Source organism: Dokdonia pacifica (genome assembly GCF_900188275.1).
GTDB classification, from domain to species: Bacteria; Bacteroidota; Bacteroidia; order Flavobacteriales; family Flavobacteriaceae; genus Dokdonia; species Dokdonia pacifica.
On record NZ_FZNY01000001.1, the window covers coordinates 720,586 to 736,152 of the forward strand.

Genomic DNA, 15,567 nt, shown 5'->3' on the forward strand with positions numbered 1-15,567 from the left:
ATGTAAAACGTACTGTATAAAATTAAATAACCCCGCTAAAAAAGCGGGGTTATTAGTAGGGTGGTTATAAAGAAATTTGAATTCAACTAATTATTTAAAATAAAAGTTGCATTCAAAAAAGAACCTACATTATTATAAGCTCTCTTATAAAACATGAAACATCATTTATTGTTTTACCAATCGCATAGTAGCTGTATTCCCTATTTCACTAGCTATTTGCCCTATATAGACCCCTCTAGGTAGCGTGTTCATGTTTACTGTAAATGTATCTTGGTTTTCTATAGACTTAGTCATTACTGCGCGCCCTAAAAGATCATATATCGTCATTGTAACTTCTGCTTTATTTTCTCCTAAATTGACAGTAAGAATATCTTGTACTGGATTTGGAAAAGCAGTAATCTCAGCGGTAAATGTATTGTCTTCTACACTTAAAATATCTGTATTGATGTAGGTACGAACTCCTCCTACAGCATCATTATTATCATTTGGATCATAAAAGGGCCCTCCAGAAACAATTAAAGCTCCATCTCCACTTATTGCTATATCCGTTCCTAAAGCTTCAAAAATAATTTCTCCAGAAAACTCATCGTTAAATACCCAATCCCCATTTTGGAATGTATATATTTTAAAAACGCCTTCATTTTCTACAACTGGATCTATAATGGGCGCTCCAAAAACAATGGTATTTCCATCATCTGTAATACCAACAGACTCTCCGTAGCCTTGAAATCCTAGTTCTGATTCTATCCTACTGCCTTTTAAAACAAAGACATCACCTTCTCTTTGATATACTTCAACGTATGAAGGTTCTCCAATGTCTAAATTTGCACTCGCTCCAACAATAAGTGTATTTCCATCTGGAGTGATTTCTAGATCACTTCCTAAAAATACTGCTTGATCACCTATAACTCTATTCCCTAATTGTATCCATGCCGCTGTTGTATCATCATACTCATAAATATCCATAGCTCCTTGAACAGCATTATCAGTGCCTCTTTGAATTCCTACCACTAATATAGAACCATCTTCATCTAAACTAACTGATTCTCCAAAACGTAAATCATTTGTAGTATTCCCTCCTAGTACCTGACCAAATTGCACCCAAGCACTTCCGTCATATCTAAACGTATAGACTAAGCCTTCATCAGCGCCATTAGGAACTAAAAATGGTCTTCCAACGGCTATAGTTGTTCCATCTGGACTAATACTTACACCTCCTCCAAAATAAGATCCCTCGCCAGGATTTATGATATCCTCTCCTAGTTGCGTATATGAATTATCATCTTGTCTCTCATACACTGATACGATACCTCTATTTTGAACTACATCAAAAGCAAGTTTTGGGTTTCCAATAACGAGTCGGCTTCCATCATAACTGAGTTCTATTTCTTCTCCAAATCTTTGTTCAAGATCTCCCTCAGGAACTACTGGGGAATCTACACGATCAATCTCTACCCAATCTACACCATTACGTTCGTAAATGATAACTGGAGCAGGAAGGTTTGCATTTGCTGAGCTTCCTCTCGAAAATTGTCCAGCTGCCATATAATTTCCATCCCCACTAATAGTAACTGATTCTCCAAAAAAGGCTAAAGGGGATTCTCCTGAAATAATATCTCCTACTTCTGTCCATTGAGCAGAAGTTACATACGTCATCAATAAGCTTATTGCTAAAAATAGTTTTGTTTTCATAGTAGTTTTTTTAAATATCAATACCCTATTGACGGTTGACCTATTAAAAACTAACATTTTTAAAATATTTTTTTAAAACCACAATTATCTGATATAAGGCAATTATATACCTGATTACACAAGATGAAATAAATTTTTAAAATACACTGAAAATGAATATATTACAAGAAGTGAAAAAAGGTAAAGAGTTAGAATATAGAAAGTGGGAATCCCACGTTAGCAGATCAAAAGACAACGCTTTTTATGCTGTTAAGAGAATGGACTTATTGATTATATCTATTTGTGGTGCGGGTATATATTTAATATTTCAAACATTTAAAGAGATAAACACTACTGAATTAAACCCCGACAATCTTTGGGCTATTAAATTAAGCGGTATTATATTTTTGTTGGCAATTTCTATAAATTTTATTTCTCAGCTAACAGGAAAGGAGTCCAATAAGAATGAAGTGAAATATTCTAGTATGGTACTGAAGGAATTAGAAGGAAAAAAAATAAATGAAGAAGAAAAAAACAATGTAGATTGCTTAGCGAGTTCTTATAATAAAGCAACAAGAATTTTAAATATATCTGCTATTGTATTAATGTTTATAGGATTAATACTTATTACATATTTTAATTATCATCTTTTATCTTAGGTCTAACGTCTGTACCACCACCTTTATTTGGATTAATTTTTGGTCTATCTGAGTCTGGTATACGATTAGGACTACTATCTCCGTCTCTTTTTTTTGGATCTACTGTTGGTATTATTATTTTCTTAGCCATATTGTAAATATCTATTTATCAAATATATAGATTTTTGATTTAATAAATTAGAATTTATTAACACTACAAAAAAGACACTGAAACTACAGATATGTAAATGTATAAAATTTACATTTTTGGAATATTTCCTTAAATTTGGAATAACTAACAATATATTAATATTTATAGCGTTTATAATGTCAATAAAATTTCGTATCTTATAGTAAAATCAACGTTTAAAAAAAACATTGTACTTTTACAACCTATCCCAGCAACATGTATAAGCCAATAGACATATCAAACTACTTCATAAAAAAATATTCTTCGATTGGAGCGCTTACCCCTATGAAGCTCATAAAATTGACATATATTTCTTATGCTTGGTATATGACCTTATTTAAAGGTAAAAAGTTTTTATTAGCTGAAAAACCACAAGCATGGGAATACGGGCCAGTGTTTCCTTCTTTGTATAGTGAGCTAAGGCATTACGGAAAAATAGGGATTACAAGACCAATTAAGCCTTTGTTAAAAAAAACCGTTGCAATTTCACAAGATGATTCAATTTTTTTAGATAGAATGTGGTCTATGTACGGAGAGTTTGGCGGTATATATCTTAGCGCAATTACACATACAACTGACTCCCCTTGGGATAGAGCTTATAAAAAAGGAAGAAATACCATTATTAAAGATGAAGACATCTTAGAACACTATCAATCTAAATTAAAAAATATAGATTAATACATAGATGAGTAGTGCCTACGAAGATGAAATAATAAGCAACCTTTTAAATCGCCTTCCCGATGAGCCAGAAGACATTGTTAATGTCGAAGATTTTAAAGAGGCTGAAAAAGATGAGAACGAAATTCATTTAAAAATCCTTCAAAATGCAAAAGCTCGTCGTTATAGATTTAATACAGCTTTAAGAATTGTATTAGCTTTTTGGTCTATTCTATTAGTAAGCACTTGGATGTGGAAAGTAGGAGAGATATTAGTTAATAATAATGAATATTACCACTTATCTGATAATGTCTTAATAACACTTCTAACTACTACAACCATTGAGGTAATCGCGATTGTATTAATTGCAATGAGAGATTTGTTTGGCGGAAAGTCTGAAGAAAACATTAAATAGCTAGAATTTAATTACACTAATTTTAGTTATTAGTGTAATTAAGTGCTATATTAGTGATGTAATAAATACGTCACTATGTTTAACGAAGAAGTAAAATCAATACTACAATTAATACAAGCCTTTCCTGATGAACAATCTTGTATCGATCATTTAGAGAAATTAAGATGGAACGGTAACGTTGTAAGTCCTTTTGATTCAACTTCTAAAGTTTATAACTGTAAAGGTAACAGATATAAATGTAAAGAAACAGGAAAGTATTTTAACGTAAAAACGAATACTATTTTTGATAATACTAAAATGCCATTACAAAAATGGTTTCTTGCTATTTGGTTGGTTACTTCTCATAAGAAGGGTATTTCATCATTACAGTTAGGGCGTGACCTTGATATTACACAGAAATCTGCTTGGTTTATGTTACAGCGTATTAGAAACTGTTTTGGTCTTAATAATGACGATCAAATGGACGGCGAAATTGAAGCGGACGAAACGTACGTGGGCGGTAAAGACAAAAACCGTCACGCAAATAAGAAAGTAAAAGGAAATAGAGACGATAAAGCCCCTGTTTTGGGAATGGTGCAAAGAGACGGTAAACTAAAAGCCGTGAAAGTTCCTAACACCACAACGGAAACGCTCTCAACTGAAATCATAAATGCAGTAAAAGAAGGAGCGACACTTTATACTGATGAATATTCATCATACAAGGCTTTAAAGCGCATATACGACCACCAATTCGTTAAGCACAGCAGTAAGCAATATGTAAACGGTAGAATCCATACAAACACAATAGAGGGCTTTTGGTCACTTTTAAAAAGAGGTATCTTTGGCATCTATCATTTTACATCTAAAAAACACCTTCAAATGTATGTTGACGAGTTTGTATTCAGATACAATACACGCAAAGGAACTGAAAACGAAAGATTTAATTTACTTTTGAGTAATATTGAGAATCGAATTACTTACAAGGAGTTGATAAAATAATCTCATTTTTGATACAAAATGTAGGAATATCGATAATTATAAGGTATTTTTGTGTCTCAATTTTGAGACATTATGCATAAAGACCCAGATATTTCAGCAATTTACGATCTTTTAGGGATTAGCGATCAAAAGACACTTAAAAATTTGATTGACGAAAAAAAGCAAACTCTAAATATATCGTCAGACAGGCAACTATCTTCTCTAGTTGGTATTAATAAAGACACCTTGTCAAGAATTATAAATGGGGACAGTAAAAAAGTTGACTTAATATCGATAATTAAAATCAGTAATTTCCTAGATCTTAAAATAGAAGACACCGTGAAGGTGTATGTTTCATCTTTACAACCTGAATATATTTCTGAGATAGAAGATAACAGAAAAGCGAATTATATAGTTAGAAATTTTGACTTAGAAGGGTTGAGAAAGATGGGATTTATTAAATCCAAAACAGATTTTAAAGCTATAGAAAAACGAATATTATCTTACTTTAAGATACCTTCTATTTTCGATTACACAACCTATGTTGCACAACCTTTATTTAGTAAAGGCAAAAGGTCAGGAAGCGATTTAATGAATGACTTTTGGGTTAAATCAGCTTATAATAATTTAGAAGCAATCAATAACCCAAATGATTTCGATTTTGACGACTTTAAAAAATTAATTCCTAAAATCAGACCTTATACTCGATTAGAAAAAAATGGATTACTAACAGTAATTCGCGCATTATATATCGTTGGGGTTACTGTAATTGTGCAAAAACATGTTACCAAAACATCTGTAAAAGGGGCAACTTTTGTTGTAAACAACAAGCCTTGCATTGTGTTAACCGATTATTACAATAGATACGATATGCTATGGTTCACATTATTTCATGAGTTATGCCATATAATGTATGATTTGGAAGATTTAAGAGCAAACAAATATCATCTAACAGGTCATCCTGATTTATTATTATTAAATGAGGATAGGGCGAATCACTTTGCTAGAACAATGTTATTTTCTGATGAAAAAATGAAATTTATACACCCCAACATTAAGACTCATTTCATAGTGTCAAAGTATGCTGAGGATAATAGTGTACACCCTTCAATAATTTATGGGTTTTACCTACGTGACAATCCTTCTAAAAGAAAGTCGCATTATCCTTTATTTAGTAGGCATCTAATTTCTTCAGAAGTTGCATACAAATCCATAAAATTAAACACTTGGACTTCTGGAGATCCACTAGAAGAAATAAAAAAAGTATTAGAAACAATATCGAATTAAAATAAAGATGAAAGATAAAAACAAGAAATCAGAAATTAATTTTGACGAAATAAGAAGACTCGCAAAGGAAGCTGACAATAATAAAGGGTTTGACTTAGGTTTTGAGGAGGATCTTGTTGAAAACAATTACGATATTGATTTCACTGACGATCAACAAAACCCAGAAGAGTCTCATAGGCTATTTTATGCGATCGAGGGGATCTTAAGAAACCACCTCCCTAAAGGTGACGCGTACGAGGAGTTAAGGACTGTTGTTAGGGAAGAAAAGACAATATTTTTAACAGGAAAGAAAAAAGACATTACAGGAAGACGAAATGCAGATAGCAGACAGGCTTATATTTCTTCCCACCTAAAAGTTGCTTTAAACACTCTTTTTGAATGGGTAAGCGAAGGAGGTAATAGCTTTGATCTATTCATGAAATTTAGAGCATTAAATATTGAAAGGGGTTACTTTAAAGAGGAGGAATTATCTGACTACAACCAAAAATTAAAAAAAGGACTTAATTGGAATCCTAAAGATCATAAAAAAAATAGTGGTCAAGCAGGAAACGGATAAACCCTATATTTGTTTATATAACACTCTTAAAATGAACGTACGCCTACCAAAAGACGAAGATATACACATTGCTAATACAAAAGATATAGCGCGTATCATGCGTAAAATTCTTTTAAGGCAAAATAGGCTACATCGTAAAAAGGAGTACTTATGGGCTATTGGTTTAAGCACTTCAAATAACATCGAGTACATCGAACTTTTAACGATAGGTACGCTCAATAAGAATAGCGTTAAACCTATTGACGTTTTTAATTTTGCAGTAGCTAAGAAGTGCGAAAAGATTATTGTGTGCCATAACCACCCATCGGGAAATATAGAGCCTAGTAAGGATGATATAGCAATGACACAATTATTAACAGCGGGTGCGACTGTATTGGGCATTCAGTTACTAGATTCGATTATTATTTGTGAAGATAAAGAGTACACAAGCATAAAAAATAAATAGCATCGGTTTTGACCGTACGTTAGGGTTAAGCTCCAAGAGATAACATTAACAAATGCGCTAAGTTCATAAACATTGAAGATTGTATTTTGACGGCTACCGTCCGCAAGAGCGCATACCATTTAGAGGTGTGAAATATGTCCTTCCAGAAAAAAAGCCGATTTCTTCACGGCGAAATAAAACTTTACTTTCTGGTGTAAAGTTATATATAGTTCCCTGATATAATGTCTTTTATTCAATTACAAACGACTACAAACATTTGTAAACGAAAGTAACTATTTAGTAACCGAATCGTATTGACTTCCTGTTATATGTTTGCACTGTTCGATATCAATAACACATTTGATTAGAACAATGAGCTCTTCAGAATACGTCTGAAGATGTAGATATATAACTAATTTCTTGAGCATATCTCAAGAAGAAAACACACACATTATGAACTTAAGAAACAAAGTACAGTTAATTGGAAACTTAGGAAATGACCCAGAAATTATCACATTAGATTCTGGCAAAAAACTTGCTAAATTCTCTATTGCCACAAATGAAACTTATAAAAATGCTCAAGGCGAAAAAGTGACGGATACGCAATGGCACAATGTAGTCGCTTGGAACAAAACAGCCGATATCATTGAGCAGTATGTCACCAAAGGGAAAGAAATTGCTATTGAAGGAAAATTAACCTCGCGTAGTTATGAAGATACAGAAGGTATCAAACGATATGTAACTGAGGTGGTTTGTAATGAATTGTTGCTATTGGGGAGTAAATAAATTTTATAAAAAAGAGACGTCTAGCAAGACGTCTCTTTTAGTTTAAATTAAAATCAATGAATACAATCACAAGTCTCTTCATTTTTCTCTTCCTGATTGCTTTCAATAATAGAAATTAAAGATAAAACCGATAATCTTTCTTTTGTCTCTTTAAACTCTATAACAATTTCGCTTAGTTCAATAAGGTTTTTCTTGATTTTTACGTTTTTAAAAGCCAATTCTGATGGTTGTTTACTAATTAAACCATACTTAAAGTTTTTATCTACTAAAACAGCAATATCATTTGAAAAATGCTCTCCTCCAATAGAAATTGTAGTAGTGTCTGTTCCTCCGCTAGATTGGCCTAAAGGAGGTAATGAATCACATCCTTTTCCTATGCAAATTCTTCTTAATTTGCCTTTTTTGTTTTCCCATTCGATAAGTATCATACTATCATATTTTAAATGTTGTCTACTCTTCATTACAGTTTTCGACTTCCCTGTTTTTACACTACAAATCTTGCAACAAACTCATAATCAATTGATGAGTGGTTAGCGTAAATACGAAGGCATGAGTAACGGAATTTAATAAGGTGATTTACCCCTACAACTTTAGGTTTTGTAACTTGGAAGAATAGAGGTGATTGATTGTTAATTTGTTCCTGACAAAAACAACTTTGATTCACTAAAACTAAATATTATGAAAATTAGATTTTTAATGCTTGTCATATTAGGAGGAATTACTTCTTTTATAATTTACAGTTGTAGTCTTACTCAAGGGACTATATCAATTCATAAAGACACTATTTGTTCCAATTATACAGATGTAAATACCTTAGAAGTAAAATTGATTCATGCAATGACTCAAAAATATAGTGATAAACAACTAGACGCTATAAATACAGGCACACGAACAAGATTTACGCAACCCACTGCACAACAACCAGAAAAAGGAGATTCAGAAGCAATATGGTTTGATTTAGAAACCCTAAAAGCATTCATTTATCATATTGAAAACGAAGCAAAAAAGCATCCACAAAAACCTGCTCAAAGTAAAGACTTAGGGATACGTATTTATTATGCGAGTTATCCTGATTCTACTCATTGGGGAAATTATACAAACCTACCTGGTACTGGAAATCATCAATTAACAAACGATTATAGTGAACGCCATACACTCATAATGGTACCCACCATAAGAAGAGATGGTATTGAGTTTGATTTTAACCCACTAGATTATAACACCTACTATGATGGAATGGATCTGACTGGTATATATTCACTTGTATCATCAAGTGCATTTCTAGCCTTAACAGGTACGCCTAGTTCTGGTTCGACTGGGGCTCAAAACCATGGTAAATTATATCCGCCATTAGGTGATACTGGTAACGCCTTTTAAACGATACGCATGGAGAATTTTTGGGATGTATTAAATACTAGTCTGTTAGTAACACAGTTTATAGCAGCACTCGTAGGATGTCTTTATTTTAAAAGAATTAAGAACAGCTATTGGAAATGGTTTACAGTCTATTTAGTTCTCTTATTTATTTCGGAAATTGTATTTACTTTTTTCTCTGACATTCCAATGGATGTCAATTATAGATACAACCTATTCATTGGGTTGCCTTTAGAGTTTATATTCCTCTATTGGCTTTACGGGCAAAAATCTTTAAAAAACAAAAAACTATTTCTAGTATGCAGCGCACTCATTGTAGTGACGACATTAATCACTTTTTCTATAAAAAACCTCAAAGATGCATCGAGTTTAGTATTAAATGTAGGGTCATTATTATTAACCATTTTGATAGTCTTTGAATATTTTAAACAAATTAGAAATGATGATATTCTAAGGTTTAAAGAAAATAAAATGTTTTATATCAACGTAGGAGTTATATTATTCTATGTAGGTTCACTCCCTTTTCATGTTTTCCAGAAATACTTATATCCTGAGTACCCAACGCTTGTTGAGTATTATTATGTTTATTTTCTTATTTCAAATTGTATCATGTATTTATTATTTACAGCATCATTTATATGGGGGAAAGAGCAATCATAATTATATCCTTGATTATTTTCAATATCGTATTCATTGTTTTTATAGGAGCGATCATCACTTTTATTAAACAATATCGAATAAAAAAGAGAGCACATCTAGCCGAAATACAAAATATTGATGAAGTCCATAAGAGAGAGTTATTAGAAACTGAAATTGAAATTCAATCACAAACCATGAAGCATATTGGACGGGAAATTCATGATAATATTGGCCAAAAACTCACCCTTGCTAGTTTATATACACAACAACTAGCATTTGAAAATAAAGCCCCACAGGTTAATGAAAAAATAGAACACATCGGTGATATCATCAACCAGACATTAACTGAATTACGAGAACTATCTAAGTCATTAATCGATAACACGATTGAAAACACTTCCATTTCGGTATTAATTGAAAACGAATGTGATACGATTGCTGAATTACAAAAATGCAATGTTAACTATACAAGTAATATTCGCGTTGATATATCTTCCTATCAAGTCAAAAGCATCTTATTTAGAATCACCCAGGAGTTTCTTCAAAACAGTATCAAACATGCACAGTGTAAAAACATCATAGTATCCTTACATAAGAACACCTCTACGATAGTCTTGACTCTAAAAGACGATGGGAAAGGTTTTGATATTACCCAATTAAAAGCCCATGGGGTAGGGCTTAAAAACATGCAAAAAAGAACAGAATTAATAGGCGGAAAATTCATCCTAGAAAGTCAACCACATCAAGGCACAACAGTAATCATTCAAATTCCTGTATAATGAAACATACTATAGCTATTATAGACGACCACATACTCATTGCACAAGCATTGCGTAGTATTATTTCAAATTTTGCACAATTTGAAGTACTGTATACTGCTGAAAATGGTGTAGATTTTCAACAAAAACTTACATCAAAACCTGTACCTGATGTCGTTTTATTAGATATAACAATGCCTATAATGGATGGTTTTGAAACTGCAAAATGGCTATCTACCACACATCCAAATGTTTTGATTATGGCATTAAGTATGCAGGATGATGAACAAAGCTTAATTAAAATGATCAAGAACGGTTCAAAAGGATACATGCTTAAAAATGCGCATCCTTTAGAGCTAGAAAATGCATTAAACGCTCTTGTAAAAAATGGGCAATTTTTTCCAGAATGGGCAGCAAGCAAAGTATTTACAAGTATCCGAGAAGATACTATTGATGCGCGTTCAAAATTAAATCTATCTGATCGCGAAATCGAATTTCTTACGTATACCGTCACCGAAATGAACTATAAAGAAATTTCAGAAAAAATGTTTTGTAGCCCAAGAACTATCGAAAATTATAGGGATAGTTTATTTGAAAAATTAGAACTCAAATCAAGAGTTGGCCTTGCCGTATTTGCTTTAAAAAATGGCTATGCAAAATAACGTGTATTCGTACACGTTTTGTCATTCTACTATTGGTTTGCTTCTTTTATACGTTTTCACGAAAGTGTATGCATTCGGAAAAGAAACAGAAAAGTGTATGAATATATTATCTATAACATCGCTTTCTTATAATACAATACGAAAAGAGGCACCATTGCTGGCACCTCTATTTGTTTTAGTGAGATAAATTGCTTCTAATAATTAGTACACGCCCGAAGCAAAAAGCGTGTCCTATATTGGTTTATTCTGTTTTTTGTTTTGGAATATTGCATCCCATTCCATTCCATGGATACAAACCAGCTGGCAATGCTTCTTCTACGGTGATTAAGGGTAAAAAGATTTCTGCATCCATCGCAACGGCGCCGCCTTGTAAATTAAGCCCAAAGATGCTTCTTAATTGATTTGCTCCTGTGTTTGGAACTGTGACTGCGGCATCTACTGCTGCTCTGCTTATTTCTTGTCGTCCTGCATATATTTCTGCCCATCTTTCTGCAACTGCAATTTGAATAAGTAATCCTTGATTGCCATCACTTTCTGGCGCTAAATGCATCGCTTCATCTACAATATCTGCGACTGCCATTTTATCATTTACTTCTCTATAATCATATTTACTATTCCCTGTAAATAAATTATTCATCATCGTGAGTTTTGCTCCTTTATTATAAAGTCCACCCATATGACCGTATCCAAACACATTATTCTCTACAGTAGCATATAAGTTTTGATCAAAGGCCATCGCATCACCTCCATAAGATGCAATTGCATCGTGTTTCCAAGTAAATAGTGAGGTGTTGCGTCTAATGGTAAATTGCGGGATTTTACGTTCGTCAGAACCTACATAACCCGTTCTTGCATGAATCCCATATCCGGTATTATTAATTGTAAAATTATTTTCAATTACGCCTTTTCCTCCAGCAAATACTCTTACTGAAATAGCGCCTTCGGTAGGTGCTGTATTCATTACCACACAATTACGAACATTAATATTTGTATAATGACTCCCCACAATTACAATACCTCCAGATTCTGGAGAGGGATTTTGTTGAGATTTTGGACTTGCTTTTCTACGTATTGCTAAGTTTTTATTTTTATGATACCTATTACGAGGTCCGTTATCTATAATAATGCCATCCACCACGATTACTGATCCAGTAGATTTTTGCCCGTTACTCTCTCGTTGTTGATCTGTTCTGATATAAATTCTTGGGTCTGTTAATTTCATATATTCATTAACACCTGTAAAAATTGTTTTATGAGCATCCCAAGGGTCTCGTATAGAAAATGTAGTATCATAACCTCCATAGATTTGTACGGGAACATTAATCTCATCGGCGCCTCTTTTTCCTTTACTCATATAGATGCCTTCGGCAATATGAATACGGTCATTTGGTTTTAAATGATGAATGATATTTCCTAAATCCTTCGCTGGGCGTTCTTTAGTTCCTAACTGTCCAGAGCCTGTATTTTTACTTACATACCAGTCTCTGCCTTGGTTTGAGAAATTACGAGATGTGTTTTGTGCATTTATAGTTGAAATGGTGAAAATCATTACTAGTAAAATGCTGAGAGATTGCATTATTCCTTTCATAACTTGATGGTTTTGTATGGTTAGCTTACCGCTAAGCTATTTTTAAAACTTCAAAACCCCTTCTAAGAAAACGAAGAGCCCAAAAAAATATATGAATTCCCATAGGTTGGGATATATTCTTAAAACACTCACATGTAATATCTTTTCTGATCACTTGAGATGAATGTTTTATACGCTTTCGCGAAAGCGAACTTATAAGATTCACAACCAGAGGGAGAGTGAAACGGTAAAGCGAGCTTGCGAGACCTGTCTGCCGGTAGGTTCACGTCCGTAGGGAGATCAAAGATTTAAAGCCTATATAATCTCGCTATACACAACACAATCGCTAAAGAAAAGGGCTATTTATGAAGATCGTATTCTAATGCTACCCTCACAAGACCTGCTGTATTTCTTGTTCCTGTTTTTATGAGCATATTTCGTCTATGGGTTTCTACAGTTCCAAATCCAATAAATAATTTATCTGCAATTTCTTGTGTCGTATGCTCATTAATAATTAATAAGAGCACTTCTTTTTCTCTTCTAGATAATTTTGGAAATAGGCTTTCTGAATCTTTATTTTTTTTAGAATTAGTCATGGTATTTATAACAATCTCATTGGCTGTTTTGTCTAAATACATCTTGCCATCATTCACTGTTTTGATAGCAGTGATTAATTCTTCTTTACTCGCATTTTTAAGCACATAGCCTTTTGCTCCATTACTAAGCATCATCTTGATAAGGCTGCTTTCTTTGTGCATTGTAATGGCTATTATTTTTAAATCTGGGTGTGATTTTTTTAATAATTTACAAGTGTCAATTCCATTTGTTCCTGGCATATTAATGTCCAGTAAAACCACATCGACATTATAGTTATTTATATTTTTAATAGCATGATCTCCGCTTAACTCATGTCCAACAACTACAATATCCTTTTCAGGTTTTAATAGCAATTTGAATCCTTCTATGACCATCTCATGATCATCAACAATTAAAACGTTAATCATACTTTTGGAATATTAATGGTTATTGTTGTTCCTTTTCCAATACTTGTGTCCCAATCAATAGAACCGTCTAAAAACTTCACTCTGCTATTAATACTTTTTAAACCTACGCCATCTTTTGCAATAGCATCTTTATAATTAAACCCATGACCGTCATCTTCAATAATTAATCCGATACCATCATCTATTCCAAAAATCTGAATAAGGATGCTTTTTGCATGAGCATGCTTCCTGATATTTGATATAATTTCCTGGATTAATCGATATAACATTGATTGTTTTGCTTTAGGCACCTCGCTTGGAAACCTCTTTATTTCTAGCTCTACTTCAAATCCTTCCATTTGAAGAGTCTCAACTAAATCTTCTACAGCACCAGGAACCCCAGAAATCGTTAATGCATGCGGAATCATATTATGAGAAATACGTCTTACTTCCGTACAGGCTTCATCAATTAATTCATTTGTTTTCTGAGTTATATTAAGTTCTTCTATCATTTTAACCTCATTTTGCACAGCATTAAAATGTGCTTTTACGGTACTTAATAATCCTCCTAAACTATCGTGTAAATCTTTAGCAATACGTATGCGTTCTGTTTCTTGTCCTTCAATCATTCCATTTAAGGCAAGTAATTTATTTTCTTGTTGTAGTTCTATTACTTTTTGTTTGTGGATGGCTTCTTTCTGAGAAGTCATCGTTTTTTGATAACGTAATCGTTTTCTAAAAAAAACGCTAGTCATCAAGAGTAATATACCTAGCGCTACCAACCCTCCAATTAATTGTATTTTCTGACTATTTCTTTTTTGAATATCTAATGCTTGCTGTGCAATTTGACGGTCTTTTTTTTCAGCTTCAAATTTTACTTCAAGATTTGCAACATTCTTGCGCATTTTCTCAGAAAGGATGCTGTCACGTATTTGGACTTCTTTGTTTTTATAATAGAAAGCCCCTTCATAGTCTTTGAGATCCATATGATTCTTGACGAGTGCTTGGTATATGCCTATTAAAAAGTGAGGTTTCTGTACACCTAATATTTTATGTTCTGCATTTTTAAGATACTGGATCCCTTCTTCATACCTATTTTCTGCCCCATAAATTCTTACTAAGGTTTCTGTAGAATGATAAAAAGAATTGATCTGATCTAAACTATCGCTTAAATGCACAATATTCTTGTATTTAGCGATGTTCTCTTTCTTAATTTCATCTTTAAAGAGACTTTGTACAGAGATGTGGCCTGAAGGCACATCGGGATCTTTGTTATCATAATGAGCAGATAATAACTCTACAAATTTGATTTGGTCTTCAGGGTAATTACCCGCTTCTGTAAAGAAATAAGCAATAGTATATAATGCAAAACCTTTTTGTTTAGGGTTCGAAGTGTTCTTTATGTTTTCCCACATTAACCGATAATAATAAGCTGCAGCATCTAGATTACCTAAAGACCCTTGTACCAATCCTCTATTGTAATAAATATTCCAGAGCCAACCCCTGTTTTTCTCATTATTTTCGGCAATGGCTTCTGCAATATTTAAATGATAGGTCGCACTATCTAGCTTACTTTTAAAATGATATGCACCTGCCAAAGAATTATGATAATAGACAACCATTCCTTCTATTCCATTTTTTTCGGCCAACTTTAGTCCTTTGCGCCTATATGCTATAGCAGCATCCATTTGTCCAATCTTCCCTAAATTCCTCCCATATCCTTGATACAAAAACATTCTAGAAAGCTCAGTACTATCTCTAGAAATTGCATACTTAAAAATCTTTTCACCATCTTCTCCAGAAGCTCTAGATATTAAATCAGATAAATCTTCATAGGCATTAAATACCGTATCATTTTTTGCTACTTGAAAAAGACTATCTACTTGGGTTTTATATACCTCTTGACTATAAACTATGGTAACGCTTAATAGCATTAAAAGAGTGAAAAATGTATGTTTTTTGTTTATAGTAAATAGCATATACAAATAGTACAAGAGTAACAC

Annotated in this window: 18 protein-coding genes; 12 read left to right on the top strand and 6 right to left on the bottom strand. The window is 32.9% G+C overall.

Features of this window, described 5'->3' with window-relative positions; all coding sequences use genetic code 11:
- Nucleotides 1–165 precede the first annotated feature (165 nt).
- A complete protein-coding gene (locus tag CHB80_RS03220) occupies nucleotides 166–1,692 on the bottom strand; it encodes a T9SS type A sorting domain-containing protein (protein WP_179218073.1) in 1,527 nt (508 codons plus the stop codon).
- A gap of 152 nt (nucleotides 1,693–1,844) precedes the next feature.
- On the opposite strand from CHB80_RS03220, the gene CHB80_RS03225 reads away from it, so the two are divergent.
- A complete protein-coding gene (locus tag CHB80_RS03225; protein WP_089369983.1) occupies nucleotides 1,845–2,330 on the top strand; it encodes a hypothetical protein in 486 nt (161 codons plus the stop codon).
- Here CHB80_RS03225 and CHB80_RS24505 read toward each other — a convergent pair.
- On the bottom strand, nucleotides 2,308–2,460 hold the full coding sequence (locus CHB80_RS24505; RefSeq protein ID WP_179218074.1) for a hypothetical protein: 153 nt from the start codon (nucleotides 2,458–2,460) through the stop codon (nucleotides 2,308–2,310). The two genes, CHB80_RS03225 and CHB80_RS24505, sit on opposite strands and share 23 nt — an antisense overlap.
- A 255-nt stretch (nucleotides 2,461–2,715) precedes the next feature.
- Here CHB80_RS24505 and CHB80_RS03230 point away from each other — a divergent pair, with 255 nt between their 5' ends.
- From CHB80_RS03230 to CHB80_RS03260, 7 genes are all read left to right on the top strand, one after another.
- Nucleotides 2,716–3,177 (top strand): Panacea domain-containing protein, encoded by a 462-nt coding sequence (locus CHB80_RS03230; RefSeq protein WP_089369984.1) that lies wholly within the window; start codon nucleotides 2,716–2,718, stop codon nucleotides 3,175–3,177.
- A gap of 7 nt (nucleotides 3,178–3,184) precedes the next feature.
- Nucleotides 3,185–3,571, top strand: coding sequence for a hypothetical protein (locus CHB80_RS03235; protein WP_089369985.1), 387 nt, complete (start codon nucleotides 3,185–3,187; stop codon nucleotides 3,569–3,571).
- Between the two features lie 75 nt (nucleotides 3,572–3,646).
- Nucleotides 3,647–4,549, top strand: a complete 903-nt coding sequence (locus CHB80_RS03240; RefSeq protein WP_089369986.1) for an IS1595 family transposase — start codon at nucleotides 3,647–3,649, stop codon at nucleotides 4,547–4,549.
- Between the two features lie 72 nt (nucleotides 4,550–4,621).
- Nucleotides 4,622–5,815, top strand: a complete 1,194-nt coding sequence (locus tag CHB80_RS03245) for a helix-turn-helix domain-containing protein (RefSeq protein ID WP_089369987.1) — start codon at nucleotides 4,622–4,624, stop codon at nucleotides 5,813–5,815.
- Nucleotides 5,816–5,822: 7 nt separating this feature from the next.
- On the top strand, nucleotides 5,823–6,371 hold the full coding sequence (locus tag CHB80_RS03250) for a hypothetical protein (protein WP_089369988.1): 549 nt from the start codon (nucleotides 5,823–5,825) through the stop codon (nucleotides 6,369–6,371).
- Nucleotides 6,372–6,402: 31 nt separating this feature from the next.
- Complete coding sequence (locus tag CHB80_RS03255; RefSeq protein WP_089369989.1) at nucleotides 6,403–6,816, top strand: JAB domain-containing protein; 414 nt, start codon at nucleotides 6,403–6,405, stop codon at nucleotides 6,814–6,816.
- A 432-nt stretch (nucleotides 6,817–7,248) separates the two neighbouring features.
- On the top strand, nucleotides 7,249–7,581 hold the full coding sequence (locus CHB80_RS03260; protein WP_089369990.1) for a single-stranded DNA-binding protein: 333 nt from the start codon (nucleotides 7,249–7,251) through the stop codon (nucleotides 7,579–7,581).
- 53 nt (nucleotides 7,582–7,634) lie between these two features.
- On the opposite strand, the gene CHB80_RS03265 is transcribed toward CHB80_RS03260, so the two are convergent.
- Nucleotides 7,635–8,009, bottom strand: coding sequence for a hypothetical protein (locus CHB80_RS03265; protein WP_143337036.1), 375 nt, complete (start codon nucleotides 8,007–8,009; stop codon nucleotides 7,635–7,637).
- 250 nt (nucleotides 8,010–8,259) lie between these two features.
- On the opposite strand from CHB80_RS03265, the gene CHB80_RS03270 reads away from it, so the two are divergent.
- The 4 genes from CHB80_RS03270 to CHB80_RS03285 are packed head-to-tail and all read left to right on the top strand — an operon-like array spanning nucleotide 8,260 to nucleotide 11,014.
- On the top strand, nucleotides 8,260–8,958 hold the full coding sequence (locus CHB80_RS03270; RefSeq protein WP_089369992.1) for a hypothetical protein: 699 nt from the start codon (nucleotides 8,260–8,262) through the stop codon (nucleotides 8,956–8,958).
- Between the two features lie 9 nt (nucleotides 8,959–8,967).
- Nucleotides 8,968–9,615 carry a hypothetical protein gene (locus CHB80_RS03275; protein WP_089369993.1) on the top strand — a complete coding sequence of 216 codons (648 nt, stop codon included), beginning with the start codon at nucleotides 8,968–8,970 and terminating at the stop codon, nucleotides 9,613–9,615.
- A complete protein-coding gene (locus tag CHB80_RS03280; RefSeq protein ID WP_089369994.1) occupies nucleotides 9,594–10,373 on the top strand; it encodes a sensor histidine kinase in 780 nt (259 codons plus the stop codon). The genes CHB80_RS03275 and CHB80_RS03280 overlap by 22 nt, the downstream gene beginning before the upstream one ends.
- Nucleotides 10,373–11,014, top strand: a complete 642-nt coding sequence (locus CHB80_RS03285) for a response regulator transcription factor (RefSeq protein WP_089369995.1) — start codon at nucleotides 10,373–10,375, stop codon at nucleotides 11,012–11,014. The genes CHB80_RS03280 and CHB80_RS03285 overlap by 1 nt, the downstream gene beginning before the upstream one ends.
- A 241-nt stretch (nucleotides 11,015–11,255) precedes the next feature.
- Here CHB80_RS03285 and CHB80_RS03290 read toward each other — a convergent pair whose 3' ends face one another.
- From CHB80_RS03290 to CHB80_RS03300, 3 genes are all read right to left on the bottom strand, one after another.
- Nucleotides 11,256–12,602, bottom strand: a complete 1,347-nt coding sequence (locus CHB80_RS03290; protein WP_089369996.1) for a right-handed parallel beta-helix repeat-containing protein — start codon at nucleotides 12,600–12,602, stop codon at nucleotides 11,256–11,258.
- A gap of 338 nt (nucleotides 12,603–12,940) precedes the next feature.
- Nucleotides 12,941–13,585 (bottom strand): response regulator, encoded by a 645-nt coding sequence (locus tag CHB80_RS03295; RefSeq protein WP_089369997.1) that lies wholly within the window; start codon nucleotides 13,583–13,585, stop codon nucleotides 12,941–12,943.
- Entirely contained in the window at nucleotides 13,582–15,543 is a 1,962-nt protein-coding gene (locus CHB80_RS03300) for an ATP-binding protein (RefSeq protein WP_143337037.1), read from the bottom strand. Before CHB80_RS03300 ends, CHB80_RS03295 begins: the two co-directional genes overlap by 4 nt.
- Nucleotides 15,544–15,567: the final 24 nt, after the last annotated feature.